The sequence below is a fragment of the Rossellomorea sp. FS2 genome, from assembly GCF_047915635.1.
GTDB classification, from domain to species: domain Bacteria; phylum Bacillota; class Bacilli; order Bacillales; family Bacillaceae_B; genus Rossellomorea; species Rossellomorea marisflavi_A.
In genome coordinates, this window is record NZ_JBLRVS010000001.1 from 1,122,781 (window position 1) to 1,149,765 (window position 26,985).

At 46.6% G+C, this 26,985-nt stretch carries 23 protein-coding genes and 2 other annotated features; of the genes, 5 read left to right on the forward strand and 18 right to left on the reverse strand.

All coding sequences use genetic code 11. The features are described from left to right. Positions 1–97: 97 nt before the first annotated feature. Entirely contained in the window at positions 98–694 is a 597-nt protein-coding gene (locus tag ACNA6I_RS06010; RefSeq protein ID WP_048003596.1) for a TetR/AcrR family transcriptional regulator, read from the reverse strand. A 128-nt stretch (positions 695–822) separates the two neighbouring features. On the opposite strand from ACNA6I_RS06010, the gene cyoE reads away from it, so the two are divergent. After that, on the forward strand, positions 823–1,734 hold the full coding sequence (gene cyoE, locus ACNA6I_RS06015; RefSeq protein WP_048003595.1) for a heme o synthase: 912 nt from the start codon (positions 823–825) through the stop codon (positions 1,732–1,734). 115 nt (positions 1,735–1,849) lie between these two features. On the opposite strand, the gene ACNA6I_RS06020 is transcribed toward cyoE, so the two are convergent. From ACNA6I_RS06020 to ACNA6I_RS06040, 5 genes are read right to left on the reverse strand one after another with little or no spacing between them, the layout of a single operon-like run. After that, positions 1,850–3,202, reverse strand: coding sequence for a GntP family permease (locus ACNA6I_RS06020; protein WP_048016293.1), 1,353 nt, complete (start codon positions 3,200–3,202; stop codon positions 1,850–1,852). A gap of 35 nt (positions 3,203–3,237) precedes the next feature. Continuing rightward, positions 3,238–4,386, reverse strand: coding sequence for a galactonate dehydratase (gene dgoD, locus ACNA6I_RS06025; protein WP_252266496.1), 1,149 nt, complete (start codon positions 4,384–4,386; stop codon positions 3,238–3,240). Further along, positions 4,383–5,021 carry a bifunctional 4-hydroxy-2-oxoglutarate aldolase/2-dehydro-3-deoxy-phosphogluconate aldolase gene (locus ACNA6I_RS06030; protein ID WP_416313220.1) on the reverse strand — a complete coding sequence of 213 codons (639 nt, stop codon included), beginning with the start codon at positions 5,019–5,021 and terminating at the stop codon, positions 4,383–4,385. Before ACNA6I_RS06030 ends, dgoD begins: the two co-directional genes overlap by 4 nt. Positions 5,022–5,039: 18 nt before the next feature. Then, a complete protein-coding gene (locus ACNA6I_RS06035; protein ID WP_063191508.1) occupies positions 5,040–5,996 on the reverse strand; it encodes a sugar kinase in 957 nt (318 codons plus the stop codon). 19 nt (positions 5,997–6,015) lie between these two features. After that, entirely contained in the window at positions 6,016–6,765 is a 750-nt protein-coding gene (locus ACNA6I_RS06040) for an IclR family transcriptional regulator (RefSeq protein ID WP_048012733.1), read from the reverse strand. Positions 6,766–6,967: 202 nt separating this feature from the next. Further along, positions 6,968–7,218, forward strand: a binding site (T-box leader). A gap of 67 nt (positions 7,219–7,285) precedes the next feature. Here ACNA6I_RS06040 and lysS point away from each other — a divergent pair. Beyond that, positions 7,286–8,821 (forward strand): lysine--tRNA ligase, encoded by a 1,536-nt coding sequence (gene lysS / locus ACNA6I_RS06045; protein ID WP_048016295.1) that lies wholly within the window; start codon positions 7,286–7,288, stop codon positions 8,819–8,821. Positions 8,822–8,887: 66 nt separating this feature from the next. Here lysS and ACNA6I_RS06050 read toward each other — a convergent pair whose 3' ends face one another. From ACNA6I_RS06050 to ACNA6I_RS06080, 7 genes are all read right to left on the reverse strand, one after another. Then, entirely contained in the window at positions 8,888–10,366 is a 1,479-nt protein-coding gene (locus ACNA6I_RS06050; protein WP_416313066.1) for a glycoside hydrolase family 32 protein, read from the reverse strand. A gap of 17 nt (positions 10,367–10,383) precedes the next feature. Then, positions 10,384–11,997, reverse strand: a complete 1,614-nt coding sequence (locus ACNA6I_RS06055) for an ABC transporter substrate-binding protein (RefSeq protein ID WP_048016297.1) — start codon at positions 11,995–11,997, stop codon at positions 10,384–10,386. Positions 11,998–12,017: 20 nt separating this feature from the next. After that, the gene (locus ACNA6I_RS06060; protein WP_048003587.1) at positions 12,018–12,896 is read right to left on the reverse strand and encodes a carbohydrate ABC transporter permease; all 879 of its coding nucleotides are present in this window, start codon (positions 12,894–12,896) and stop codon (positions 12,018–12,020) included. Between the two features lie 16 nt (positions 12,897–12,912). Then, on the reverse strand, positions 12,913–13,869 hold the full coding sequence (locus ACNA6I_RS06065; protein WP_370295113.1) for an ABC transporter permease: 957 nt from the start codon (positions 13,867–13,869) through the stop codon (positions 12,913–12,915). 653 nt (positions 13,870–14,522) lie between these two features. Then, on the reverse strand, positions 14,523–15,851 hold the full coding sequence (locus ACNA6I_RS06070; RefSeq protein ID WP_053072373.1) for an ABC transporter substrate-binding protein: 1,329 nt from the start codon (positions 15,849–15,851) through the stop codon (positions 14,523–14,525). Beyond that, a complete protein-coding gene (locus tag ACNA6I_RS06075) occupies positions 15,848–17,419 on the reverse strand; it encodes a response regulator transcription factor (protein WP_048003585.1) in 1,572 nt (523 codons plus the stop codon). Before ACNA6I_RS06075 ends, ACNA6I_RS06070 begins: the two co-directional genes overlap by 4 nt. Next, the gene (locus ACNA6I_RS06080) at positions 17,416–19,149 is read right to left on the reverse strand and encodes a sensor histidine kinase (protein ID WP_416313067.1); all 1,734 of its coding nucleotides are present in this window, start codon (positions 19,147–19,149) and stop codon (positions 17,416–17,418) included. Before ACNA6I_RS06080 ends, ACNA6I_RS06075 begins: the two co-directional genes overlap by 4 nt. A 163-nt stretch (positions 19,150–19,312) precedes the next feature. Here ACNA6I_RS06080 and ACNA6I_RS06085 point away from each other — a divergent pair, with 163 nt between their 5' ends. Further along, complete coding sequence (locus ACNA6I_RS06085) at positions 19,313–19,702, forward strand: hypothetical protein (RefSeq protein WP_048003583.1); 390 nt, start codon at positions 19,313–19,315, stop codon at positions 19,700–19,702. A gap of 37 nt (positions 19,703–19,739) precedes the next feature. On the opposite strand, the gene ACNA6I_RS06090 is transcribed toward ACNA6I_RS06085, so the two are convergent. The 3 genes from ACNA6I_RS06090 to ACNA6I_RS06100 form a co-directional block, all read right to left on the reverse strand. Then, on the reverse strand, positions 19,740–20,108 hold the full coding sequence (locus tag ACNA6I_RS06090; RefSeq protein WP_048003582.1) for a nucleotide excision repair endonuclease: 369 nt from the start codon (positions 20,106–20,108) through the stop codon (positions 19,740–19,742). 69 nt (positions 20,109–20,177) lie between these two features. Next, positions 20,178–20,489 (reverse strand): iron-sulfur cluster biosynthesis family protein, encoded by a 312-nt coding sequence (locus tag ACNA6I_RS06095; RefSeq protein ID WP_063191502.1) that lies wholly within the window; start codon positions 20,487–20,489, stop codon positions 20,178–20,180. Positions 20,490–20,500: 11 nt separating this feature from the next. Continuing rightward, entirely contained in the window at positions 20,501–21,373 is an 873-nt protein-coding gene (locus ACNA6I_RS06100) for a diacylglycerol/lipid kinase family protein (protein WP_416313068.1), read from the reverse strand. Between the two features lie 183 nt (positions 21,374–21,556). On the opposite strand from ACNA6I_RS06100, the gene ACNA6I_RS06105 reads away from it, so the two are divergent. After that, positions 21,557–22,582, forward strand: coding sequence for an STAS domain-containing protein (locus tag ACNA6I_RS06105; protein ID WP_048003579.1), 1,026 nt, complete (start codon positions 21,557–21,559; stop codon positions 22,580–22,582). 15 nt (positions 22,583–22,597) lie between these two features. Here ACNA6I_RS06105 and ileS read toward each other — a convergent pair whose 3' ends face one another. After that, positions 22,598–25,684 (reverse strand): isoleucine--tRNA ligase, encoded by a 3,087-nt coding sequence (ileS, locus tag ACNA6I_RS06110; protein ID WP_416313069.1) that lies wholly within the window; start codon positions 25,682–25,684, stop codon positions 22,598–22,600. 50 nt (positions 25,685–25,734) lie between these two features. Next, positions 25,735–25,950: a binding site (T-box leader), on the reverse strand. A 63-nt stretch (positions 25,951–26,013) separates the two neighbouring features. Beyond that, positions 26,014–26,421, reverse strand: a complete 408-nt coding sequence (locus ACNA6I_RS06115) for a hypothetical protein (protein WP_048003577.1) — start codon at positions 26,419–26,421, stop codon at positions 26,014–26,016. 162 nt (positions 26,422–26,583) lie between these two features. On the opposite strand from ACNA6I_RS06115, the gene ACNA6I_RS06120 reads away from it, so the two are divergent. Further along, positions 26,584–26,973 carry a tautomerase family protein gene (locus tag ACNA6I_RS06120; protein WP_056536728.1) on the forward strand — a complete coding sequence of 130 codons (390 nt, stop codon included), beginning with the start codon at positions 26,584–26,586 and terminating at the stop codon, positions 26,971–26,973. The last annotated feature ends 12 nt before the right edge of the window (positions 26,974–26,985 follow it).

Consider the following 26,985-nt stretch of genomic DNA (forward strand, 5'->3'; position numbering starts at 1 on the left):
TAGATTCGATTGTTTAGAGAAATGTCACATCCAGATCGCTCTCTCTGTATGTACAGCTGGTATAATGAATAGTGTTCAATGAACAGTGACACATATCTTAACAGATTAAGAGGTCTTTCAATGTTTTTTCGTATAGTCTGTATGGCACCTGATCTTGACGGATGAAGGAATAGATGGATATCCCATTCTCCAGTGACAAAATGGCCCAGGCAAGTTCTTCCGGCGTCAGCTCTTTAGAAGGATGTACACTTCCAAGGAGCTTTTCGATTCCTGAAGCAATCTGATCGACTGAGGCCTGGATGAGGTCAGACCACTTTTCCTTTACGGATGGATCCCTCATGGCGTAAAGTAGGAACTCTATGTTTAGCAAACAGGACGATTGTTCGAGGAATTTGCGTTGTTCATAGTAGTGATTCATGGCTGTCACAAAGTCTTCAATGGACTCTTGTTGATTTAGGATCGATTCAATGTCGTGGACATATCCCTCCATCTGCTGCTGAAGGAGTATGAGGAATAGGTTTTCCTTAGAATCAAAATGGGCATAAAATGCACCTTTGCTGTATCCTGCTTTTTCAGAGATCTTATCAATGGAAGCCCCGTGGAAGCCCATTTGTGCAAATAATTCCACTGCTGCGCCCAGAAGTGCTTGCCGTGTCTCGTTCCTTCTTTCCTCTTGCGTCATTCTTCTGTTCATGATGTCCTCCTGATTTCTTGACAGTTTACGAATATACTATTAATATACCATATAGTATATATATTCTTTTCGGTATGTGCAAACCGAATTACTATCTTCATAGAATCCAGCTAAGCGAGATGATAATAATGAAAACTCAAGAGCACGTTTTACCAACGAAACGCGCATATAGTGAGGTCTTGACCCAAACCATCAAGACCGGCATCATCAAATCCAACCTGATTCCAATGGTCGCCGGATTGACACTGGCACTCTACATGTTCGATTTGAATCTGGTTGAGAACCTGCCCAATATCATTCTGGCCGTCCTCGGATCTGCCCTTGTGATCGGTGCTGCCGGTGCTTTCAATAATCTCTATGACCGGGATATCGATAGCCTCATGGAGCGGACGAAGAGCCGTCCGACCGTCACAGGTGATATCCAGCCGATGACCGTTTTGTGGATCGCCATCAGCATGGCCCTGGTAGGGTTGCTCCTTTTGGCACTCACGACACCGATGGCCGCTTTATTCGGTTTACTCGGTCTTTTCTTCTACGTCGTTCCCTATACGATGTGGAGCAAGAGACGGACGATCTATAATACGGAGATTGGAAGTATATCCGGTGCGATGCCCGTCCTGATCGGGTGGACGGCCGTCCATTCTTCCATCGATCATCCGGCCATTATCAGCCTTTTCGTCATTAGTATGATTTGGCAGATGCCGCATTTCTATGCCATTGCCATCAGGAAGCATGATGATTATAAAGCAGCTAACGTACCAATGCTGCCAGTGGTGAAAGGATTCAAGCGCACTGTCATTCAAACCAATGTGTATCTTGTGGTGTTGGCATTGGCCAGTCTCCTTCTTATGCCGGTGAGCATCACCCTTATGACGATCGGCCTTGTACTCAGTGCAGGATGGCTCGTTCTGAGCATCTACGGAAGACGTAAAATGGAACAGCGGCAGTGGGCAAATACAATGTTCTTCTATTCTTTACTTCACATGACACTGCTATTCTCCGCTGTCATTGTATTTTCCCTGCTGGGCATCATATTTTAAACGGTAAAGACCTGGACCGAGTCCAGGTCTTTTATTTATGGATCCTTAAATCCTATTTATAAGTCAAAAAGCCCGGAATCCTGTAAGTATGCAGGATTCCGGGCTTTATTTTCACTTAAACGAAGAAACTGATAAGGAATACAACACCGAATCCTACAAATCCGATGATCGTTTCCATCACGGTCCATGTTTGTAAGGTCTGCTTCTCAGTCAATCCGAAGAAACGATTGACGAGCCAGAAGCCTGAATCATTGACGTGGGAGAATACAGTCGCTCCGCTCGCGATGGATATGACAAGTAATCCAAGCATCGGCTGGGACACTTCCACCATTCCAAGGATCGGGGACATCAAGCCGGCTGCCGTGATCATCGCGACGGTGGCGGAGCCCTGTGCCACGCGGACGAATGCTGAAATAATAAATGCTACGACGACAAGCGGCAGATTGGAAGTTGCCATCATTTCACCCAGTACATCCCCTACACCACTATTGATCAAGGTTTGTTTGAACACTCCCCCTGCACCGGTGATGAGGATGATGATCCCTGCAGGTTCCAGGGATTTGGTTGCGATATTCTGAATATCATCCTTGGAATAACCCCTTTTCGTCCCAAGGAAGTAAAACGTCAACAACGTTGAGATCGTCAGAGCGATGAACGGATGACCAACAAACGTAAGAATCGATCTCGCGGTGTTCCCTTCTGGTAAAACCAGTCCCGTCACTGTATTGAGAAGGATCAGGAATAATGGAATCATGATCAGGATGAAAATCATACCGAAGCTTGGTAAATCCTTTTCATTCTTAAACTTTTGGAGCTCTTCCTGATCGATGAAATCCGGTACTTTCACATCGATTTTATTCCCGATGTACCGGCCGAATACAGGTCCTGCCAAAATCATGGCCGGAATACCTGCGAGACATCCGAATAGGATGACCCATCCCAGATCTGCATTGAGGATGGACGCAACTGAAATCGGTCCAGGTGTAGGAGGGACAAAACTGTGCGTCACGGCAAGTCCCGCCAGCAATGGAATTCCGAAATAGAGCGTCGATTTTTTTGCTTTCTGGGCAAGACTATAAACAATCGGGATCAAAATAACCAGTGCAACATCCAAAAATACAGGAATGGCTACAATGAACCCGGTCAAACCGAGTGCCCACTGGACTTTGTTATCCCCGAATTTATTCACCAGTGTAATCGCCAGGCGTTCTGCTCCACCGGAAACCCTGAGCATTTCACCGAACATGGCACCAAGGCCGACGACGACAGCGATGAACCCCAACGTTCCTCCCATCCCCTGTTCGATGGAGGCAATGACCTCCTGCATCTCCATACCGGATAAGAGTCCGATGAATAAGCTCGAGATGAGAAGGGCGACAAATGCCTGAAGCTTTGATTTCATAACTAAGAATAATAGCAGTGCAATTCCTAATACGGTTATAAGAATCAACATTGTTCCTGAATCCATGTGAATCCCTCCCTTTTGTCAGTTAACCTTTTCCTTTACCACTCGGCAATGGAGCCATCCTTGTGTCTCCAGATTGGATTATGCCAATCATGTCCCTCGGCCGCCATCTTCCTTACCACCTCTTCGTTCACTTCAATGCCCAGCCCCGGGCCTTGAGGGATCTCAACAAATCCATTTTCATAACGGAATACGTCCTTATCGACGATATAATCCAACAGATCGCTTCCGACGTTATAATGGATACCCAGGCTCTGCTCCTGGATGACGGCATTATGGGAAGTCGCATCCACCTGTAGACAGGCTGCAAGGGCAATCGGGCCCAAAGGACAATGGGGTGCTACAGCTACATCAAAGGCTTCTGCCATGGAAATGATTTTCTTGCACTCCGTTATCCCCCCAGCGTGGGAAAGATCCGGTTGAATGATATCTACATATCCATCCGTCAACAACGGCTTGAATTGCCATCTGGAGAACATTCTCTCTCCTGTGGCGATGGGAATATTCGTATGAGCAGCGATCTCTCGGAGCGCCTCATTGTTTTCAGGCAGGACTGGCTCCTCGATGAACATCGGGCGGAACTGTTCAAGTTCTTTGGCCAGTATCTTGGCCATCGGTTTATGTACTCGTCCGTGGAAATCGATCCCGATGCCCACGTACGGTCCCACGCTTTCCCTGATGGCCGCCACCCTCTCAAGAACCTGATCGATCTTCTGATGGGAATCGATGTATTGAAGCTCCTCGGTACCATTCATCTTGATTGCTTCAAATCCCCGATCCACTACTTCTTTAGCCGCTTTTCCAACATCACTCGGGCGGTCTCCCCCGATCCATGAATACACTTTGATCGAATCACGACAGGCTCCTCCGAGTAATTGATGGACGGGTGCTCCGTAAAACTTCCCTTTTATATCCCACAGCGCCTGATCTATGCCCGCAATGGCACTCATCAAAATGGGTCCACCACGATAAAATCCCGATCGGTACATCATGTTCCAATGGTCCTCGATGCGGGCAGGATCCTTTCCGATCAGCGTCTGCATGAGTTCTTCGACAGCAGCTTTGACGGTTGCTGCCTTTCCTTCAATCACCGGCTCACCCCAGCCTGTGATTCCTTCGTCTGTTTCGATCTTAAGGAACAACCATCTTGGTGGTACTTGGAATAACTCATATCCTGTTATCTTCATGTTCTTACCCCTCTCATCATGGCCAGTTCCCTGAACCGTTTGGCCTTCATTTCAATTTCGTCTAAGAATGCGTCATCCACACATTCTGTTTTATGCACAAGTGAACTTCCGAGCCCTACACCGACAGCCCCAGCTTCCAAGAACGTTGCTGCATTTTCTACCGTTACACCACCGGTCGGAAGGAGGCGGACTTGAGGAAGCGGGCCCTGCATATCTTTGATGAATGATGGTCCGAGGGCCGTTGCAGGAAACACCTTTACGATATCTGCCCCTTCTTCAAAAGCCGTCAAGATTTCAGAAGGCGTATACGCCCCGGGGATACTGACTACCCCGTACCGTTTCGCAGTCCGGATCGTTTCGACCTTCAAGGTGGGAGATAAAATGAATTTCGCCCCTGCTTCGATTGCTCCCTGTGCTGCGGCACCATCCAGAACGGTACCGGCTCCGACGGTCATTCCGGACTCATTAGACAACTCCCTGATGGTGCGGAGGGCATCGGGTGAATTCAACGTCACTTCTAAAAGGGTCACGCCTCCTTTTTTCAAGGCACGGGCAATCTTGACAGCGTCTTCCGTGTGGTAACCCCTGATGATGGCGATCCCTTTTCCTTCAAGGATTTTGTTAAGCGTTTTCATTTTCATCAGCCTTCCTTCTCATCTTTCAATGTCTTCCCTGTCTCTGTTTAGAAATGATTCCAAGCGCCGCTCATCCGGCAGACCTTCATAATCACCACTGACCATGGTGACCATGGCACCGACGGCGCAGCCCCTTTTTACGGCTTCCTTTGTTTTCAGCCCTTCGATCAGCCCTGACAAGAACCCCGCAGCGAATCCGTCCCCCGCTCCCACGGGATCGACCACGCTGGATACCGGGAATGGGTCGACTTGAACGGTCTCGCTTCCCGGTTTAGCATAGGCAGCCCCCTTTGCCCCCTTTTTGATAACAACCAAGCGGGTCTGCTTGCTTTCGAATAATCGATGGGCAACTTCATCCGTATCTTGCGTCCCGAAGAGGAACATTCCTTCGGTGCCACCGATAAGGACGATATCAGATAGCTCACATAACGCTGTCAAAGTGGACCTTGCTTCCTCTTCACTCCACAGCTTCCTCCTGATATTCGGATCGAATACCACGCTTACTCCTGAATCCCTGGCTATTTTGATCGCTTCAAAAATTGTGTGTTTACACGTTTCGCTCAGTGCCGGGGTGATTCCTGTAAGATAAAGATACTTGGCCGAGCGTATGAAGGATGCAGGTAAATCGGCAGGCTCCATATGGGAAGCGGCAGATCCTGCGCGGAAGTATTGGACCCTGACCTCTCCGCTCCCGATGATTTCTTTAAAAAAGATTCCTGAATTGTGCATTTCATCTTTTTTTACATGAGTCGTATCGACTCCTTCACCCCGCACCGTGGCAACAATCCGCTCGCCGATTTCATCGTTTCCGACCGCACTGATCCATCCTGTCCTATGGCCCAGACGGCACAGTCCGATGAGTGTATTCGTTTCGGCCCCTGCCACTTTCGGCTTCAATGATTCAGCATGTCGCAATAATCCATTATGTGCTGGGGTCAATGATAACAGTGTTTCTCCTATAGCGACGACATCCATGGTTCCTATCCCTCATTTCTTATCGAATGAATCCGATTTTTTGTGAGATTGCATGTGAGGTACTCAGTAAATCCCTGATGACATCATTGCCCTGGACGGTCATCCTTTCTTTTGGGCCAGCCACACTGATGGCTGCGATCACATCTCCCCTTGCACCATAAATCGGGGCAGCCACACAATAGAGGCCTTCTTCATTTTCTTCATCATCAATACTGTATCCCTGTTTCTTGAACGATTCCAACTGAGACAGGAGCTCCCGTCGGTTCGTCACGGTTTTTGGCGTAATCTGCTGCAGGGTCATCCCGTCCAATAGACGTTCCCTTTCCTCTTCCGGCATGAAAGCGAGAAAAGCTTTTCCGAGCCCCGTACAGTACAGGGGTTTGACATGGCCTGGTTCAGCTGTCGTCCGGATGGAACGATTGCTCAGGATCTTCGCTATGTAAACGAGCTCATTTCCGGAAAGCACAGACATGAATACGGTTTCATTCATGCGCTCCATCAATCCATTCAGATACGGGAGGGATACTTGATGAATGTCCAGACTTTCCATTGCTACAGTTCCCAGATTGATCAGTTTTGCTCCCAAGCGATATTTTTTCATCTCATCCTGATACAGGTATCCTTCTTGGGTAAGGGTCTTGATGAGATTAAATGTGCTGCTCTGAGGGAGCCCGAGCTTGAGACTAACCTCATTGATCGTTAAACCACGGGGGAAGTGCGATAGGATTTCTAAAATATCCAACGCCCTCTTTGCTGACTTTACAGACATACCTACCACCTCTTAATCACATATGTGATTTATAATTCTATTTGTGATTTTAATTGCCTTAACCATAACATCAGAAAACGCTTCCGTCAATGAATAATTCTGAAAATATCCAATGTTTACACTATCAGCGTGACTTTTTTTTGAAACAACTAATTCAGCGTCCCTTGCCATATCATGAATATTCTGTTATCATCAATTCAATCTAAAAGCGATGATGAGACGAGTAGGTAGGATAAAACTGTAAAGAGACCCCCGGCAGCTGAAAAGGGGGCTGTGGAATCCTATTGAAAAAAACCTCTGAGCTCCACAAGGAATTGAGTTCTCAAGGATGATGTGGCGGAATCCCCCGTTAAAAGGATAAGGTATCGCATAAAGCCGTACCTGATAAGGCTGGACAGGTGACTGTAACGGTAAACTGAGGTGGTACCGCGGATGGAAGCTTCCGCCCTCAAGATTTCGATCTTGGGGGTGGGAGTTTTTTTGTTGGAAGCTAGATCATAGAAAAAGGAGGATTTTCATCATGCACTGGGCTTTTGAAATAGCCGAAAGAATCGTTCTTACCGATCCTGATCTTGAAACTTACACGCTGGCATCCGGTATCAGTCCTTCAGGCACGGTTCATATGGGGAATTTCAGGGAGGTAGCAACGACTCATTTTGTGGCGAAAGCGTTGAAGAATATGGGGAAAAACGTCCGCTTCATCTTTTCATGGGATGATTATGACCGGTTAAGGAAGATCCCCTCCAATATTGATGCGGGATTTTCCGAACACATAGGAAAACCATATTCCGAAGTGCCTAATCCATTTGGACAGGGAACATGGGCCTCTCATTTCGAGAAGGAATTTGAAACATCACTCGAAATGTTCAATATACATCCTGAGTTTATTTATCAGCATAAGGAGTATACGTCTGGGAGATACCTTCCCTCTATCGAACTTGCATTGAAAAAGCGGAAGGAAATTTACGACATTCTTATGGAGTTCAAGACGAATGAATCATCGGAGGATGAGCGCGATGCCTTTTACCCTGCGACGGTTTATTGCAAAGTGTGCAGAAAGGATGACGTCCATATCGACTCATTTTCGGAAGAAGCTTTGACACTTACGTATCACTGCAGATGCGGAGTGAACGAAACTGAAAGACTCGATTCAGTTTTCCTTAAATTGAATTGGAAAGTGGATTGGGCCATGAGGTGGGCTGTTGAAGGGGTGAAGTTTGAGCCTGGAGGAAGGGATCATTCCTCCGAGAACGGCAGCTATACGGTATCAAAAGCGATTGCCGCCAGGATCTTTGATTACAAGGCGCCCCTCTATACCGCATACGAGTTCATCAGTCAGAAGGGATCTCATAAGAAAATGTCCAGTTCCTCGGGACAGGTCCTAAAGACTGAGGATCTATTGGACGTCTATCGTCCGGAAGTGGTTCTGTTCCTGTTCGCCCGTCACCGGCCGGAATCTGCTTTTCATATAGGGTTGGATGATGATGTGATCAAGAACCACTCCGAGTTTGAGAGAGTTCTCTCCGCCTATCAGGATGGGTCGCTGAATGATCCTGTCATGGAGCAAGTAATGGACCTTATCGCCTCCGATATTACGAGTCCAAAGGTCTCATTCAATCAAATCGCTGGCCTGCTCCCGTTGATTTCCTTCCGTACCGATCTGCTTGGTTCCATATTGAGCGATCAGGGAATCACGGTCCAATCTGGAGAGCTTGAGGAAATCAGCGCACGGGTCAAGCATTGGATTCAAAAATGGAACCCAGAGAAGGAACTCAAGGTAAATGGCAGCAAGCAGGTAGATTACTTCCTCTCGCTTCCTGATGATGCCAAAAGGCAAGTTCAACGATTCCGAGCCTCCATCGCTGCAGGAGCTGATCCGATGAATTCTGTTTATGAAATCTGTCGTCAGGAAGACAAAAAGAAAATGAAATCCGAACAAAAAGCTTTATTCCAATCGATCTACATGCTCGTCCTTGGAAAGAAAAGCGGCCCCAGACTGCCCCTTCTCCTTTCGGCTGTGGGAAAAGACCGCTTCATGGCATTGCTTGCATTTTGAACGTACAAAAAGACTGCAGGAGCACCTGCAGTCTTTTGTTACGAACGAAGGGAAACATACACTCTTTTAAGACCAAATGGACCGGAGTGCAGAAACCTTCCATTCTTTCAATACGACATTTCCCGTTAATGCCCTACATTCAAATTCTAAGCTTTCACCCTCCGGGAAGATCAGACTGGTCATCGCCAGTCTACCGTCTGTACTAAAGATCTCAATCGATGAGGTATCGATATATAGATGGAAACCGGCTTCTCCATCTCCTGCATATTCTGCCATTTGAACCGCTGGAAATGATGTTGAAAATGAATGGACTCCCGAACGGCGCCTGTCTAGTGTAAGGATTCCTTCACTAACGCGACAGGTTAAGAGTGACACTTCTTCCCTTCCATGCCGGATCGTGAGGGACCAAACCGAATTTGTATCTGCCTCCGTTTCAAAATGGAGATGAGCAAGATTTGTCTGCATTCGTTCTTGATAAGTTTCACCTTCATTTAATAAAAGAGGAGTTTTAGCAGCCGTTCCGTCTTCTGAGAGGTCCGCCAATTCACGCACTGGACGCTGAATGAGTCGATAGCCCGAAGGCGAGTTCTTCAAGCCAATCTCCCTTGGCAGCGTCATGGCACTCCTCCACCGATCGGTGGGGACATCATTTGCATAGCGCCAATTGCTCATCCATCCGATATAGATCCTTCTGCCATCCTGCAGATCGGACCAACTCACCCCTGCATAGTTATCCCTGCCATGATCCAGCCATAAAATGAGATCTGCGGGGTTCTCATTGGTAAAAGTCCCTCCATCAAAATCCCCAATAAAATACTGGGTCCTGGAACCTTCAATGTAATCAGGATGATCCCCTATGCTTACGAGCATGACCCATCTCTTCTCCCCATCACATTGAAGAGGGAATAAATCAGGGCATTCCCACACCCCTTCATGTGACCCTTCTTCATGACCGAATGTACTCGCATACGTCCATATCAGCAGATCAGGAGAATGATAGATGGTAATGGATTGCCCGGTTGCCAGGACCATCACCCATTTTCCGGATTCATCATGCCAGAAAACTTTTGGATCCCGATAATCCTGCAGTGATACATTCTCCAGAACCGGATTTCCTTCGTACTTGCTCCAAGTCCGTCCGTTATCAACACTATAGGCCACGCTTTGCCGCTGCCTGATCTTACCCGACACAGGATCGGTGTCATGATTTGTATAGATAGCCACCAGCCCAGGCTTTCCTTCTTGGAAGAATCCTGTGGAATTATGCCAATCCACCACAGCACTTCCAGAAAAGATCGTCCCGAGTTCGTCAGGATAAAGAGCGATGGGGAGTTCTTCCCAATGGACCAGGTCCGTACTGACTGCGTGTCCCCAGTGCATCGGCCCCCATGTGTTTCCATCGGGATGATGTTGGAAGAACAAGTGATACTCTCCTTCGAAATACACCAATCCATTTGGATCATTCATCCACTGTTCTCCAGGCGAAAAGTGGAATTGAGGACGGAATTTTTCCGTGTACATTTCCTTTTCAGTCTGATTCCTCATCTACATGACTCTCCTTCCTATTCCTGATTTCGATCATACCCGGCCTGCTTGATTTCCAACCACTCTTGGAGTCCAAGCCGGTCCAATTCCTTCAGGTACGCTTCCCACTCCTTATCGATCTTGCCGTTTGTAATCCATTCGGCTTTTTTACGGTTGATATAAGCAAAAAGATCTGTTTCAATCTTGGATAACTTATCGAGGTCCTCCAAGGAGAAGAATACTTTAGGGTAGATATTTTCTGCCTTCATATGAGGGACCATTACATCTTTCATTAGCCCCAGTCTCCATGCAGCATCATCCGGTTTGGTGGTCACAGGTCCGTAATACTCATCCAATATGGCAAGAGGACCACCGATGGAGGTTTTCTCACGGAGCTCAACAGGGGCCGTTCCTTCCAAAGGAAGGTGTTTCAATGCTTGATCAGCCTCATTGAATTCAAAAATATTCTGCTGTTTTTCATCACCATACGTTCCCCAATTATCCTGTACGGACTGGAGCGGGTCATATAACTGATCGATCCATTTTGCCGTAAGCTCCAGATTTTTATTCGCCGATGTGATGACCATTTTATTGCGGTCAAATCCCATATTATTGGTTCTCGTCACATTTTTCTCTCCATCTGGCCCTTCAAGTGGAGGCAGCAGGTCATACGTATCATTCATCCCGGTGATATTGGCCTTGTCCCAGGTGAAGTACATTCCATAACGCCCTTCTTTTCCTTTTGAAAGGTAGGTATTCCAGTCTTGTTCAAATGCTTCTACATCGATCAGTCCTTCTTTGTACAGGTCATTCAAATAACGGATGGCCTCCTTATAGCCCTCTTCAGCAGCCGTCATTTTGATTTCCCCATCATCGGTCACCACAGTATGGTCTCCATTTTCCCCGAGACCGAAGGCACCAAACAGATGAGAGACGTCTTCTCCTCCATGGTTGATGATGAATGACATCGGAATTTCGTCTGCCTTTCCATTCCCATTCGGATCCTGTGTTTTAAACGCTTTCAAAACATCTTTCAGCTCTTCAGTATTTGTCGGCATGTCGAGTCCCAACTTATCCAGCCACTCTACATTGATCCACGGGAAATCATCAACAGAGTGGATGCTTTCTTTTCCTGCACCAAGCTCCTCTATCCATGGGAAAGAATAGATATGTCCGTCAGGAGCCGTCATCATTGCTTTATACTCAGGGGCATCCTCGAGGACCTTCCTCAAGTTTGGCATATGTTTTTCAATCAAGTCTTCCACCGGGACAATCGCTCCGTCTTTTGCGAGTTTCAGGATTTCATAATCCCCGTACCCTGTGTTCATGATGGCGTCGGGCAAATCACCGCTTGCGACAGCAAGATTCCGTTTCTCATCGAAGGTTTCCCCTGCCGTATAATTGGTCCAATCGATTTCCACACCTGTTTGCTTCTGCAGCCTCTTCAGGATCAGTTTTTCATTTGGGTCATTCGGTGCCAATGGTGAACTGGACGTCATGATTTTCAGACTGACGTCTTCCTTCAATGGAAATTTGATGTCCTTCAGCTCGTAGTCTTCGGAAGATGCACTTTTACTGCTATTGCTGCAACCTGCAGTAACCAGGATTCCTGTCAATACTGCAGCTGACATTGTTTTTGACCATTTCTTCATTCTCTTTTTCCCCCTTGAGATTATTTTAATGAACCGACCATTACACCCTTTTCAAAGTACTTTTGGAAGAATGGATACATGATGATGAGTGGAAGACTCGCCAGCACGATGGATGAATACTTAATCATTTCTGAAATCCTCTGTAGCTCTGCGGCCGCCTGCTGATCCCCGATCATTCCTGGCTGTACCTCATTTTGAATCAGGATTGATCGTAAGACGAGCTGAAGGGGATAGAGGTCCCTGTCTTCAAGATAGATCATGGCATCAAAGTAGGAATTCCACTGACCGATGAACGCATACAGAGCAATGACAAAAATGATCGGTTTTGATAGCGGAAATACGATTTTCAGGAATATTTTAAATTCAGAAGCTCCGTCGATCCTCGCCGCTTCCTTCAGTTCATTAGGTATCGATTTGAAGTAGGTCCTTGAGAGGATGATGAACCACACATTGATGGCATTCGGAATGATGATTGCCCATACGGTATTCAGCATGCCGAGGTTCTTGACCACCAGGTAGGTCGGGATCAATCCACCGTTGAAGAACATCGTGACCAGGAAAAATATCATGATGAAACGCTTCCCGACCAATTCGTCCGATGATAGAGAATAACCTGCGAGAATACAAACCGTCACTGTCACGATGGTGAAACCCGCAGAATAAAGCATGGAGTTTATGAATCCCCTTACGATGGAACCATCTTCGAAAATCTTCCGGTACCCTTCAAGGGTCCAGTCGGAAGAATTGAACGACAATCCCTTGCTCAGCAGTACATTCGGTTCCAGAAGTGAGGCAAGGAGCACATAGAGTAATGGAAACAATACCACTACGACGATGCCGCATAACAGGATCTTATTGGTGAATAGAATGAATCGGTCTGACTTTGAATAGGTGTTCATCTGAATGCTCCCCTTTCTAAAGAAGTCCTTCTCCCTCATTCAACTTCTTGACCACCCCGTTGACGAAGACCAGTAGGATGACGTTTACCAGCGCGTTGAATAATCCAACAGCCGTTGCAAAGGAATAGTCCCCAGCTTGTAGTCCCCGCTTATACACATAGGTTGAAATGATTTCTGAAGAAGGGATATTCATAGACGTCTGCAGCAAGTATGCTTTCTCGAATCCGATGGCCATGATCCCGCCTGCAGCCAGTATGAATAGAACAGCCATTACCGGTTTTAATGTTGGCAAATCGATATGCCATATCCTCTGCAGAAGGGATGCTCCATCGACTGTTGCGGCATCATGGAGCTGAGGATCCACATTTGCCAATGCAGCCACATAGATAATCGACGCCCATCCCGCTCCTTGCCATACACCTGACCATATATAGATGCTACGGAACGCATCGGGGTCTGACATGAACGAGACCGGCTTATCTGTGAAGAAGGAAAGCATGGCGTTGATTGGACCGGTGGGAGAAAGGAAAAGAAAAACCATCCCTGATATGACCACCACGGAAATGAAATGAGGTGCATAAAGAACAAGCTGGATATTCTTCTTCACCCCCGCCCTCCTGATCTGATTGAGCATCAATGCTAGAATGATCGGGATTGGAAACCCGATCAACAATTCAAACGAGCTCAATTTGATCGTATTAAGAAGGATCTCCATGAAATTAGGGGAAGAAAGAAAACTTGTAAAATGCTTCAACCCCACCCATTCACTCCCCATGATCCCCCTAATCGGGCTGAAATCTTTAAAAGCGATGGATGCACCGTACATCGGTACGTACTTGAACACAATGGTTAACAAGATAGCTGGTGCCAATAACCAATAAAGAAGATGATTTCTCTTAACAGAAGCCCACTTGACCTTCCAACGGCTCTGCGGTTTCGCTGATACGGCAGTTTCGGTACCTGCCTTAGCTATTTCCTGCACATTAATACCCCCTTTTTCTCTTTAATGAAAGCGATATCATCGTCTACAAATCTCACTTTAAAGGATACTCTCATTAAAAACGTCCACTATTTTCGGCTGATACATTACAACATTTTCGGGTGTAAAGAAAAGCGGAGGGGGCTTGCCCTGAGGCGACAAGCATAAGGCGAAGATCTCGGAAAGGCGTCCTTTGCCTTTTTGAGATCTTTGACTTATGACCTCGAGCCTCAAGCACCCGGAGCTAGACAAGAAGAAAAGTGGAGGCGGGTCGGGCTGACCCGACAAGCATAAGGCAAAGGCGCCGGAAAGGCGTTCTGTGCCTTTTTGGGGACTTGGACTTATGACCTCGAGGGTCAACCCGCCGGAACTGGACAAAGAAAAGCGGAGGGGGCTTGCCCTGAGGCGACAAGCATAAGGCGAAGATCTCGGAAAGGCGTCCTTGGCCTTTATGAGATCTTTGACTTATGACCTCGAGCCTCAAGCACCCGGAGCTGGACATGAAGAAAAGCGGAGGCGGGTTGGGCTGACCCGACAAGCATAAGGAGGAGGCACCGGAAAGGCGTTCTGTGCCTTTTTGGGGACTTAAAAACAAAAAAAGAGACCCGGTAGGTCCCCATTCTTCATTGCTAACGTCTTTTATACCATCATTCTTCCATATCCTTGATGCCGTCCTCGATCTTCTTTACGGCTTCATCGGCCGCAGAACCAACATCTTTATTGGCGATTCCCACATCTTCAAACAAGATGCGCATGGCCTCACTCACTACAGGATAAGCGGCTGTGACTGGCCTGTTCCTAGAGTACTCCTGTGCCTGATGGACGAATATATTCTTTGGGTACTCTTTCAGCTCTGGAAAGCTTTTGGCAACAGAATACCTTGCCGGCACATCCCCTGTAATCTCAATATAGCGTCTTGAACCCTCATAGCTCGTCGCATATCGGATGAATTCCCAGGCTTCATCGGGATGTGACGCCTTCGACGAAAGACCAAGGGCCCACCCGCCATTTGGAACGACCCGCTGAATCCCTTTTGGTAAGGATGTGATGCCATATTCTTTTCCAAGCTTGAATTCAGGGTTTTCCTGTTCATAGCTATCTGTCATCCACGATCCCTGTATGACCATCCCCAACTGACCGTTTTCAAATGCATCCGGCGGCATTTCAACTTTCGCTATGCCCCGTTTTTGATACATATCCTGATAAAACTGAAGTGCCTGCAGGCTTTCGGTCGAATTCAGATACCCTTCTGCCGTATGGTTGTCAGGGTCCATGATCTCCCCTCCGAACTGCCAAATGAGCGGGATCTTGTAATATGCGGGGGATTCACCGTCGGGAAACCCTTGAGCGGGATCGATACCTATGATCTCATCTGATAGCGCAGAGATTCGTTCGGCGGCTTCGGCTACCTCATCCCATGTCATGGGATCCTCCGGGTCCTTCGAAGGAAGAGGAACGCCGGCTTTTTCAAATAGCCGGATATTGTAGAACAATCCGACGCTGGACTCCGCGATGGGAGACAAGTAGATGTCCCCCTCATACATCAATCCTTTCAAAGTGGGCTCAGCCAGATCCTCCACCCGTCCCTCCTTTTTCATATAATCATCGATGGATGTAAGGGCACCGGCACTCGCATACAGGGCCAGCGTCGGTGTATCAATCGTCATGATATCCGGCGGACTCCCTGCAGCAATGGCCGTCCGGAGCTTTAGTTCGTAATCCCCGTAAGGGATCTGGGTCATCTTGACCTGAATAGTGGAGTGCTCTTCGTTAAACGTCTTGACCAGTTCTTCATACGCCTGATTTTCAAGAGCCGTCCCCTTATTCCTCCAGAAGTTCAGGGTGATTTCAGGTGTATGCTTGGGGGCGGTTGCCACTTCTTTTCCTCCCTCATTGAAAATCGGTTCAATGGAAAGATAGCCGGCTGCCCCCAATACAAGGATGAGTCCCAATAGGATCGGAAGCTTCCATTTCACTTCTCTTCTCCTCCTTCAGTGCCCAGGCCTTTTCTGTAATCGATCGGTTTCACACCGAATTTCTTTTTAAACACCGTACTGAAATAACCTGAACTTGAAAATCCACAAATATGGGCGATATCAATGACTTTCAGCCCGGTATCAACAAGAAGTTCCTTCGCTTTTTTCATTCGCAGAGAAATCAGATAGTCCGTAAAATTCTGCCCTACCTGAGCCTTAAAGAGTTCCGATAAATAGGCTGCATTAATATGGAACTGACCTGCCAGTGTGGCAAGGGACATGTCAGTGGCATAGTGGATGTCCATATATGCTTTGACTTGGGAAACGACCTCTTCTCCATTAGCCGGCGTCTTGAGCTTGCTGGCCATTCTCATGATACGATTGGATAGCTCCGTCAATTGATGGATTACTTCCTGATATGAGGTCAACTCCCATATGCTTATCTGGCATTTCCAGACCTCTTCCCCTACCTCGGCCCTTTTGGGGTCATACTTTCCGGCAAGGAGATTGAGATGCAGGAGGATTCGATTCGCTGTCAGTGTAAAATCCATTACCGATGACTGTCTTTCAAGCAGATTCGTAAGAAACGACTGCAGAAGACTTTCATTACCCTGTTCAATATAAGCGTTAAGCACTTTTACAGCTTCATCGGGAAAATCGGGGTCATTTTCCCTCTTATTATCATCGATTAATTGTGATTCTATGTTGATCGAGCTTTGCCCCCATGCGAGGATGGAAGATTCATAGCCGGATTTAAGAGCCCTCTCCCCCCTCACCGGCTTCCCTAATCCTATGACTGATTCAAGCCCGAGGAATTCCTTTGCAGCTCGTTGTACATCTGTTGCCAGTTTGTTCACATCATCGATCCTGCTTATGTAATGAACCATATGGGGATAGCTCGCGTCTACAAATGAAAGGGCCCTTTCCCCGGCAAGTTCCCGACAGATCATCCGGAAAGGCAGGAAGAGCGCCCTAAGGTCGGACCTGGACATGCTTCCCCTGATCTCAACTGACAGGAACCTCACTTCCTGGTTGCAAAATGCTTCCAAACCCAGGTACATCAACTTCTCTTCACTGATGGAGAGGCCAGCCCATTCATCCCTCACAAGTTGTAGGAGATATTGCTCTCTTATATCCGCAAGCTGATCTTCCATCAATTTTTTTGCTCGTTCTTCCCTATATTCTTCAGCCTTTTCACGGATCAATTCGTCTTTAATATCCTTTAAGGCTGAAGATAATTCCTCGGGATCCACGGGCTTCAGCAAATATCGCTTGACTCCCTCATGCATTGAGGCCCTGACATATTCAAAGTCAGCGTATCCCGAAAGGATGATGGTCCGGATCTTCGGATAGCTACTGGCCAGTTCTTTCACCAGCGCAATCCCGTCCATGATCGGCATCCTTACATCCGTCAAGACAATATCAGGCTCTTTTTCCTCCATGAGACGCAGAGCTTCTCTTCCGTTTGACGCCTCCCCGACAACTGTGAACCCTTCCTTCTCCCAATCAAGCTTCCATAGCAGCCCCTTTCGAACCTGAGCTTCATCATCGGTTATCAGCACCTTCATTCTTCCCTCTCCTCCTTCTCCATTGCAATTATAAGGGTGATCCGAGTCCCACCGGGATCCTTATTTTCAATCGAATACGAAAAGCGGTTTCCATAGGAAAGCTTCAATCTTCCAAGGACATTCTTCAGTCCTATGCTCTTGCCCCTGCTGTCGAGAACATTATTTTCGTTTCGATCAATCTTCGCAAGTTCCTTGATGACCGTTCCAGGTATGCCGATTCCATTATCCTCCACAATCAAAACCGCCTCATCTCCGACTTTTCGGGTGGAAATTCCGATGGAAGCCACATCGTTCCGTATAAAGCTATACTTTACTGCATTTTCGACGAGAGGTTGCAGGACGAACTTGATGATCGGTACAATATCGAGTGCTGGATCCTCTTCAATCAGTATATGTAGGGCATCTTCATGACGAAGTTTCAATACTTCCGTATATCGGCGCATATAGTTTATTTCTTCCCCTATTGTGACAACATCCCTTTCAGTATCAAGGGAATACGAGAGCATCCGCCCCAAATGGACGGTCACATCAATGACTTTACGATTTTCCCCTTGAGCGGATAGTCCTCCTATCACTTCAAGCGTATTGTTCAGGAAGTGCGGATTGATCTGTAGCAGCAGTGCTTTGTACTCCGCGTCCTTCCTCCTGATCTTTTCCTGATACTCCGTTTTGATCAGTTTGTCCAATGTCTTGGTTGTATTCTTGAATGCCTTTACGGCATAACCGATTTCATCGTTCCTCGTGCGGATCGCGGGAAACCCTTTTTCAGCCTCTGAGAACTTTCCCTTTTCGACAAGTTTCATAGATTCCGTCAATTTCCATAGAGGCTTGACGATATTCGAAGACAGGATGTAAGAAATCAAGATTGTCAGTAAAAAGATCCAGCCGCTGATCAATAAAAGATTCCTTTGCAGTGAGTGGACAGGCGCGTAGAGATCGGATTTTTTTATTTCGCTCATCAGGATCCAATCGCCAACCCCCATTTTTTGATAAAAGACCAGATGCTTGGTTTCCCCCTTAGTCACTTCCACTACACCTGTTCTTGCAGAATGATCCTTCATCTCGTGCAAGCTCATCTTCACGATATCGGATGATATATCCGGATTCCCTCCCAACACGTCTCTCCCTTTAGCATCCAGCAATGATACGTGCCCCTCATCTCCAAGCTTTACTTTTTCAAGTGACTCCTCTAGCAGGACGGTAGGAAAATTCACTTTGATAACGCCGGAGAGGTCCATCGTATTCAAATCAAAAAGAGGAAGAAGGTAACTGTTGACTTCATCCTCATTCCACTCATGATGTGACCTCATCCAACGTTGATCATAGTCATAAAATTCCTTGAACCAAACAATCTCCCTAAGAGGAGGAAGCGTCTGTGAAGTACCTGTTCCATCATTTAGATAGACAGATACAGACATTGATTTTGAATTATTCACCATCATCGACGAGAGCTCCGTTTTCAATTGATTCTTCATATAGAGTAGATCTGTGTCGGACTGCCCGTTTTCCTCTGAACGCACCCACTCCTGAGTAGCGGGATTCACAAGCACCTGTTTTCCAAGGTCTTCCACCTGAGAAGTCAGTGAATCGGAGTATTGAGAAAATTGATCCATCATTTCTACGGTCGCTTCGGTCGTTTTCTTTTCCATGATGGTACCGAACCACTCGGGGACGAGGAGTGATAGCGTAAGGAAAGGAATGGTCAGGACAAGTGTAAATATTAGTAGCAATCGAATTCTAAGTGAAATGTACATGGCCGCTCCCTTTCAACGTTTCTGTCTACTAAATGTATCATAGATCAATAAATTCCAGTAGATACATTTAAAGGGCGTGTTCTACCTCCGTGCTTCCATACATAGGATGGGATAATTGATTTTACGGGGAGGGCAAAGGATGAAAGGCAGCGTCATGGCAATGGATATCGGAGACGTTTTTTATGAAGGCGGCTACACAGGCACCGTGGTGGGATGTTGTCATGAACTGTCTCAAGCGGGAGACCAAACATTTTACATGATTCAAAACAATGACCGGCTGCACATTAATGTGGCTTCCAGTGAAGCAAAGGGTGTGCCCCGTTTCTATCAAACCCGATTTGACCTGCTTGATAGGGTACATCTGCATATGGCCGGAATGTTTAGGACAGCTATCATTAAAGGAATAGCACTAATCTGGCATGACAACGGCTCAAAGGTTACCTATCATGTGGAAGATGGAAACGGTACCCTCCATACCTATATACCTGAAGAGGATCTTTTGAATTGGGACGCGCATCATGCGCCATAAAAAAGAAGCTCCCATTCGAGGAGCTTCCGGTCACGCATTAAAAGAATGCTTTTTCCACATTGTATCTGGCTCTAAGCGCATTGATGATATATGTTTCGTAAATTTCGCGTTCCATTGCATCTTCCACAAATAAGACATCGATGCGATGAACTTCCTTCCTGTGTTCGCGAAGGGGCGATACTTTATCTTCCAGATGCTTTTTAACACGCTGTCTCAGCTTTCTGGCTTTTCCTACAAACAGAAGTTCGTCCTTGTTGTCATAAAAGAGGATGATTCCACCTTTATCACGCGGAATTTCATGAAGGTCGATGAAACCCTCGATCGGTTGAATTTTAATTTCTTCATTTTCGTTCTGTTTGCGTTCTGTAATGGATACATCCGCTTTTGGAATGGTAATATTGATCATTGAACGTCACGTCCTTTTTATACTGTAAGGGCTAATAGTATCATATAACAGGACAGAAAGCCATCTCATTCACAAAAAACGAAGCCCTACCCGGTTGTTGAAGGTTTGATTCTTATTCTTGAACACGAATGCATTCTTCTGAAAATCAATCGTAAGTTCATGATCATAGGCGTCTTCGAAATCGTCGTCCACAATGAAGGTGACACCCTTATAGTCAATGCTGCGTTCATGGTTTTGCAGCTCTCTTGGAGGGATCACTTTCATTTCGTATACATTATTCACGATATCACAACTCCCCCGGTCGAGGGCAAGCTGCACCTTATGGTCGCGGGGTATTTCTGATAGTTTCATTAAAGCAGGGTCTGTCAGGGTTAGATTCATGCTGATCCTCCTTATGGAATTCTGATTTTCAAGTGTCGAGGAAGACTTTTTACAGTCAACGGCAGGGTGCATCCTTCATCCCCATCAATATTCGCCTTCATGTCAAGAGATGAGGACGCTTCAATCTTGGTTGCTTTCAGGTGATGAACCTGAGGGCTTTCTGTCAGTTTACCCGCCAATATTTTAGGAAGCAATAAGAGGAACTTGGGTATCGGCATATCTTCGATGATATAGACATGAAGCGATCCATCATCGACTTCTGCTTCCGGGGCGATGGATTCGAATCCCCCGATGGAATTCGTCATGGCGATGAGGGTCAATAAGGAATCCCCCCTCCAGGTCTGCTCTCCTGACAGCTCTAATGGAAACGGCTGTTTCTCTTTCATTTTTTTCATACCCTCCACAACATACGCGAGAGGACCGAGCTTTGATTTCTGCTCTGCAGTCGTAGAGAATGAGGCTTCAGCCAATGCACCCACGGCGATGATGTTGATGAAATAGCGGTCATTCACCTTCCCGATGTCGGCTTCCCGGGTATTGGTTGATTTCAATACCTCGAGGGCCTCCTCAGGCTCGAGCGGCAGTGATATCGCCCTCGCAAAATCGTTCACCGTTCCCAGTGGCACCAGGGCAAGCTCTGGGCGGTGGGGTTTCTCTGCCATGCCATTGATCACTTCGTTTACGGTTCCGTCCCCGCCCATACATATGATCAGGTCAAAGCCTCTCTCGCAAGCTTCCTCCGCAAACAATGTAGCATCCCCTTCTCCCTTCGTTTCACGCACCAAGACCTCATAGCCTTCGAGATTATGTATAGCTTTTTTCTCGTAATCCACCGCTTTTTCCTTTCCAGAAGAAGGATTGATAATGATCATCGCCTCTTTCATGCCTTTTCCCCCTGACTGTCATTTCTCATACTATACCCCTTGGACCAATTGATAAATCCTTAAAAAATCATTGGTATGATGTTTACTGACATTAAAAGGAGGGTACTCATATTTAGGTTTGCAGATTTTTCGCACTACCTTCTATACATATGAAAAGAAATCATCTTGTTGGAGGCGTCAATCATGAAACATGCAATTGATATAAGCGGCTCTTTATTCGACTGGGATCTTGTGAACGGGGAAGTTCATTTTGAAAATGAACGGGTCGTATTGTTCTGGGTGGATACGGCATTCAAGACCCTTTTTGATACGATCGAAGAGATAGCAGGGCATAAAGAGTCAAGACTTGTACTGGAAACTTCAGGATACAGGACCGGAACCATCGTAAGTGATTTTTACAGGCGCTCCCTCGGGAAAGTAGATGACATCCTCGGCAAGCTTCCGACCACCTATGTGACAGCGGGCTGGGGTGATACAGAGATTGTATCCTATTCAAAAGAAGGGCTTCATGCCGTGATTCGCGTCCGGAACAGCTGGGAATATCAGGTCAATAAGGAGCAAGGAAAAAATCAAGAAGGCACATTCCTTCCAGGTCACTGGGCCGGGGTCCTGACGGGCTTATTCGGGGAGAAAATGTGGTACAAGGTGAACAGGAGCCAACTTGAAGGCGACCCATATAGTGAGTATGAATTTAATCACTCCGACATCACACCTTCATTGAATGTCAGCGCATTAATCGAAGAACAAACGAATGAAATGCAGCAAAAGATGGATCTTGCAGCAGCCGAAAGAACACATACCCTTTCCAGTATCATCAAGGAGATCTCTTCTCCGATCATACCCGTCCTCGATTCCATCCTGGTAGTGCCCTTGGTTGGTCGCTATGATGAAACGAGGGGTGAAGAGCTCCTTAACCGCACCCTCCTTAATCTCCCAGGATATAAGGCGGATTACCTCATCATCGACGCTACAAGCTTAATCGGGGTGGATGAATTCACATTGAATTTCATTCAAAAATTTGTCGCAGCCACCTCCCTTCTTGGGACTCGCTGCCTATTGGTGGGAATCTCGGCTGAATTCAGTATTCAAATTGCCCAAAGCGGACATGAAATCAAGCGGATCCCATGTTTTTCTGTCCTTCAGCAAGGCATCCATTATGCCCTCGGTCAAATGGGGCTGTGCATCACAAAGAAGAACCCCGTTTCTTGAACGGGGTTCTTCTTTTTAAGCGATGTCGATGATCAATCTATGGTCATTCAACGTTACTTGCTTTCCACCAGATAATGCTTCTACTTTCATCTCCTTCACCAAGACATTTTCACGTATCAGTGATTCATTGTGTTCGATCGCCTTCCGTATTTCCGGGTCTCCGTCCAACCGAAGGGAAATCCTAGCTTCTATTGGAAGGTCGCGCTCTTTCCGCTCGGTCTGGATGGCCCGTATGACTTCACGAGCCAGACCTTCAAGCTTCAATTCCTCTGTGATTTCCGTATTGAGGATAACCTGATAAGAAGCATTTGCGCCCATGGAAAGCCCCTCTTCTGCCACCCTCTCCACAAGAAGCAACTCAAATGGAACAGTCAATTGCTCGCCTTCGATATCCAGATGTAACGTTTCCGCTTGGACAATCTGTTCTGCTTCACTTTGACTTAATTGATCTAAATATTTCTTGACTGCGCCGACTTTTTTTCCTAATACGGGACCGGCTTTTTTGAAATTAAGCTTCACTTCATACGATACAAGATCATTGGATGTTTCCTGTACAAGGACACGTTTGACGTTGATTTCTTCTTGAATGATCCTTTGATGTTTTTTTAACGCTTCACCGTTTTGTGGTTCAGTGGCAATGACGGTCATTTCCGATAGAGGTTGCTTCGTTTTGATCGATTTTGCATTTCTGACGCTCCGAGCGAGTTCAACCACCTGAAGGACGGCAGCCATTTCCCTTTCGATCGATGGATCGCTGTAACCTGTTCCCCCTTCAGGATATTCGGCGAGATGTACGCTTTTGCCCGTGAGGTTAAGGTGGATATCTTCGGCAAGGAACGGAATGTAAGGTGCAGCCAGTTTACTCGTTTCCACTAGTACATGATGGAGTGTGGAGAATGCAGCAAGTTTTGAATCTGACACGCCTTCCTCCCAGAAGCGATCCCGTGAGCGGCGGATATACCAGTTACTGATTTCCCCAATGAATACCTCAAGAGCCTGAGCTCCCTTGGTGAAGTCGTAGCGATCCAATGCTTCCCTCATGTTTTGAGACGCACTGTCCAGTCTTGAAAGGATCCACCTGTCCAGCAGGGTCTTTTCTCCTTGGTCTAGTTCTGAATAGGTGAATGAATCGATTTTCGCGTACATGGTGTAGAATGAGTGAACATTAACCAGAGTATCGACTACCTTTGATTTTGCTTCCAGCACCACTCTTTCAGAGAAGCGCTTGTTATTCCAAGGAGCACTGTCAGCAAGGAGTGACCATCTGAGGGCATCAGCACCGAATGCAGAGACAAGGTCCATTGGATTCAATGCGTTCCCTTTACTCTTCGACATCTTCCGGCCCTCTCCGTCTAAAATATGACCTGTAGCCAGTACGCGCTTATAAGGGGCCTTTCCCGTGAACAATGTTGAAACAGCCAATAAGCTGTAGAACCATCCCCTGGTCTGGTCTATTCCTTCACAGATAAAGTCTGCTGGGAATTGCTTTTCAAATTGATCCTGATGTTCGAATGGATAATGCTGCTGTGCATATGGCATGCTTCCGCTGTCGAACCAAACATCAATCACTTCCGGTACACGCGTCATGGATCCTTCACACTGATCACAGGTCAGATGAATGTGATCGACAAAAGGTTTATGCAGTTCAACGGAATCGATTTCTTCCACAGAACGGCTCCTCAGGTCATCCATGCTTGCCGGTGCGTATTGATGGCTGCAAGAATCACAGATCCAGACGGGTAGAGGGGTGCCCCAGTAGCGGTTCCTGCCGATATTCCAATCCACCATATTTTCAAGGAAGTGACCGAAACGGCCTTCTTTAATATGTTCCGGGTACCATTCAACATGTTCATTATTCTTGATGAACTGATCCTTCAACGCCGTCGTACGGATGAACCAGCTTTCAATTGCATAATAAAGCAGGGGTGAATCACAGCGCCAGCAATGGGGGTAGCTGTGCTCATACTTCTCTTTATGGAACAGGAGCCCTTCGACTGCAAGATACTTCACGATGTCCACGTCGCAGTCTTTGACAAACCTACCTTGGAAAGGTGGGACGGCGTCCGTGTACTTACCTTGTCCGTCTACGACATTCACAAATGAAAGACCATGATCTTTCACCAATTGGTAATCATCTTCTCCGTAAGCAGGAGCGATATGCACGATCCCTGTTCCACTATCAGCAGTGACAAAATCCCCTGAAACTACGATATGCCCCTTTTCCGGGGTCACAAATGGAAAAGGAGGGATGTAAGGGGTGCCTTCCAATTCACTTCCTTTGAAACGGGATATGATGGTTGCTTCTTCTGAAAAATGCTTGTCTTTCAGACTTTCGGCAACGATATATGTATCACCGTCACTTTTCACCTTTACATATGTTAATGCCGGATTGACGGCGAGTGCCATGTTGGCTGGCAGAGTCCATGGTGTTGTCGTCCAGCCGAGGATGAATTCATTTTCGCTTCCCTTGATGCGGAATTTCGCTGTAGCAGAGAGATCCTTGACATCTTTATAGCCTTGAGCAACCTCATGGGAACTGAGTGTAGTCTGACAGCTCGGGCAATACGGCGTGACCCGATGCCCTTTATAAAGGAGATCCCGTTTGTGAAGGTCGCTGAGGATATGCCACACACTCTCGATATAGTCGTTCTCCAAGGTAATATAAGGGTCATCCATATCTACCCAATACCCTATGGCCTCCGTGAATTCCCTCCATTGTTTCTCATAATGAAAGACGCTGTTCTTGCATTCATTGATGAACTTTTCCACGCCATAGTCTTCGATCTGCTGTTTCCCTGAAATCCCTAGCTGCTTTTCCACCTCCAGCTCGACCGGTAATCCGTGGGTATCCCACCCTGCCTTGCGATATACCTGATACCCTTGCATCGTTTTGTATCTTGCAACAAAATCCTTGATGACCCGTCCCAGTACATGACCCGCATGGGGAAGACCATTGGCCGTTGGTGGTCCCTCATAAAAGACAAACGTTTCTTTACCCTCCCGCTCAGAAATGGATTTCCCGAACGTACCGGCTTCCTTCCAGTACTGCTGGATTCGTTCTTCACGCTTATGCGCCTTTTCTTTTACATCAACTGTTTTCATCGTGAACCCTCTTCCCTCTGAATGATCAAACAAAAAAACCGCCCCTTATAAAAAGGGACGGATGTTATTCCGCGGTACCACCCATCTTCCGCACAAATTGTACGGCACTCGGTCAACACATTAACGGCTGTGCACCGACCCTGCCTATGCTTCCTTCAGCAGGACTTCTCGGGGGTGATTTTCCGAAAGGTTCTCCACCGCTTCTCACCACACAGCGGCTCTCTTAAGGAGGTTTCCTTCTGTACTCTTCCCGTCATGGAATTTGAATATTTCCAAAAGGATACACCCTCATCTTGTAAAAGTCAATCATTTTTTCCTTATTCATCCTGTTAATATTTAAGGAAGGTGGTCACACTACGGTCAGTCAAATACCTCTTGGTGGCCAGGTCATTCAGCCATTTTTTTTGATTCAACTTATAGGTTCCATGCTGATCCTGATAAGTCTTTTGATGGAGATTCACCGTTACGGCTTCCTCTCTTCTATTCACGGCCACTCCTCCCTTCTTCCCTTCACAATATTCATACAGCTCGACTACATCCCCTATTGCCATGAGCTCATTCAACAACATCAATAACGGAAGGTCATCATCATACGCCTCATAGAGATACGGCAATGTGAAAGGTACATCTCCCCTATATTGTTCCGCGGATTTCAAGCCGATCCCGAACTCTTCTTCCCATCTGGTCGATTCGACATCTATATTCCTGATTGTGGCAATCAAAATGTGACATGTCACAAACATCTTCCTCTCACAATTTCTAATTATAAATGGATTTATTTCCATTATGTATGGAATGACCCGTTTTTTTCAAGTCATTCGTGCCGTCATTCATTACCATGTTTAACGTTGCTCTGGGGTGGTATCTTATCGGTATCATCAAGATTAGGAGGCTTTTATATGCCATTGCTTACATTCGATCTAATCGAAGGAAGAGACCCTTCGACAGTAAAAAAAATATTGGATAGTGCCCATCAAGCAGTCCTTGAGGCTTTTGGTGTTCCTGAAAGGGACCGCTATCAGATCGTTCATCAACACCCGAAGCACGAGATGATCATTGAAGACACGGGACTGGGCTTCAACAGAAGCGATGATGTGGTCGTCATCACCATCACGAGTAAACAACGGACCGATCAACAGAAAAAGAAATTGTATCAACTGCTGGCTGAAAAACTTGAGAAGGACTGCGGCATCTCACCAGATGATCTGATGGTCTCGATTGTTACGAATCGTGATGCAGATTGGAGTTTCGGTAAAGGGGAAGCTCAATTTCTTACAGGTAAGCTTTAAAAGAGAACGATT

Excerpts from the sequence above, each read along its gene's own strand:
- ACNA6I_RS06010 (WP_048003596.1), bottom strand. The coding sequence starts at position 694 with ATGAACAGAAGAATGACGCAAGAGGAAAGAAGGAACGAGACACGGCAA.
- cyoE (WP_048003595.1), top strand. The coding sequence starts at position 823 with ATGAAAACTCAAGAGCACGTTTTACCAACGAAACGCGCATATAGTGAG.
- ACNA6I_RS06020 (WP_048016293.1), bottom strand. The coding sequence starts at position 3,202 with ATGGATTCAGGAACAATGTTGATTCTTATAACCGTATTAGGAATTGCA.
- dgoD (WP_252266496.1), bottom strand. The coding sequence starts at position 4,386 with ATGAAGATAACAGGATATGAGTTATTCCAAGTACCACCAAGATGGTTG.
- ACNA6I_RS06030 (WP_416313220.1), bottom strand. The coding sequence starts at position 5,021 with ATGAAAACGCTTAACAAAATCCTTGAAGGAAAAGGGATCGCCATCATC.
- ACNA6I_RS06035 (WP_063191508.1), bottom strand. The coding sequence starts at position 5,996 with ATGGATGTCGTCGCTATAGGAGAAACACTGTTATCATTGACCCCAGCA.
- ACNA6I_RS06040 (WP_048012733.1), bottom strand. The coding sequence starts at position 6,765 with ATGTCTGTAAAGTCAGCAAAGAGGGCGTTGGATATTTTAGAAATCCTA.
- lysS (WP_048016295.1), top strand. The coding sequence starts at position 7,286 with ATGCACTGGGCTTTTGAAATAGCCGAAAGAATCGTTCTTACCGATCCT.
- ACNA6I_RS06050 (WP_416313066.1), bottom strand. The coding sequence starts at position 10,366 with ATGAGGAATCAGACTGAAAAGGAAATGTACACGGAAAAATTCCGTCCT.
- ACNA6I_RS06055 (WP_048016297.1), bottom strand. The coding sequence starts at position 11,997 with ATGAAGAAATGGTCAAAAACAATGTCAGCTGCAGTATTGACAGGAATC.
- ACNA6I_RS06060 (WP_048003587.1), bottom strand. The coding sequence starts at position 12,896 with ATGAACACCTATTCAAAGTCAGACCGATTCATTCTATTCACCAATAAG.
- ACNA6I_RS06075 (WP_048003585.1), bottom strand. The coding sequence starts at position 17,419 with ATGAAGGTGCTGATAACCGATGATGAAGCTCAGGTTCGAAAGGGGCTG.
- ACNA6I_RS06085 (WP_048003583.1), top strand. The coding sequence starts at position 19,313 with ATGAAAGGCAGCGTCATGGCAATGGATATCGGAGACGTTTTTTATGAA.
- ACNA6I_RS06090 (WP_048003582.1), bottom strand. The coding sequence starts at position 20,108 with ATGATCAATATTACCATTCCAAAAGCGGATGTATCCATTACAGAACGC.
- ACNA6I_RS06095 (WP_063191502.1), bottom strand. The coding sequence starts at position 20,489 with ATGAATCTAACCCTGACAGACCCTGCTTTAATGAAACTATCAGAAATA.
- ACNA6I_RS06100 (WP_416313068.1), bottom strand. The coding sequence starts at position 21,373 with ATGAAAGAGGCGATGATCATTATCAATCCTTCTTCTGGAAAGGAAAAA.
- ACNA6I_RS06105 (WP_048003579.1), top strand. The coding sequence starts at position 21,557 with ATGAAACATGCAATTGATATAAGCGGCTCTTTATTCGACTGGGATCTT.
- ileS (WP_416313069.1), bottom strand. The coding sequence starts at position 25,684 with ATGAAAACAGTTGATGTAAAAGAAAAGGCGCATAAGCGTGAAGAACGA.
- ACNA6I_RS06120 (WP_056536728.1), top strand. The coding sequence starts at position 26,584 with ATGCCATTGCTTACATTCGATCTAATCGAAGGAAGAGACCCTTCGACA.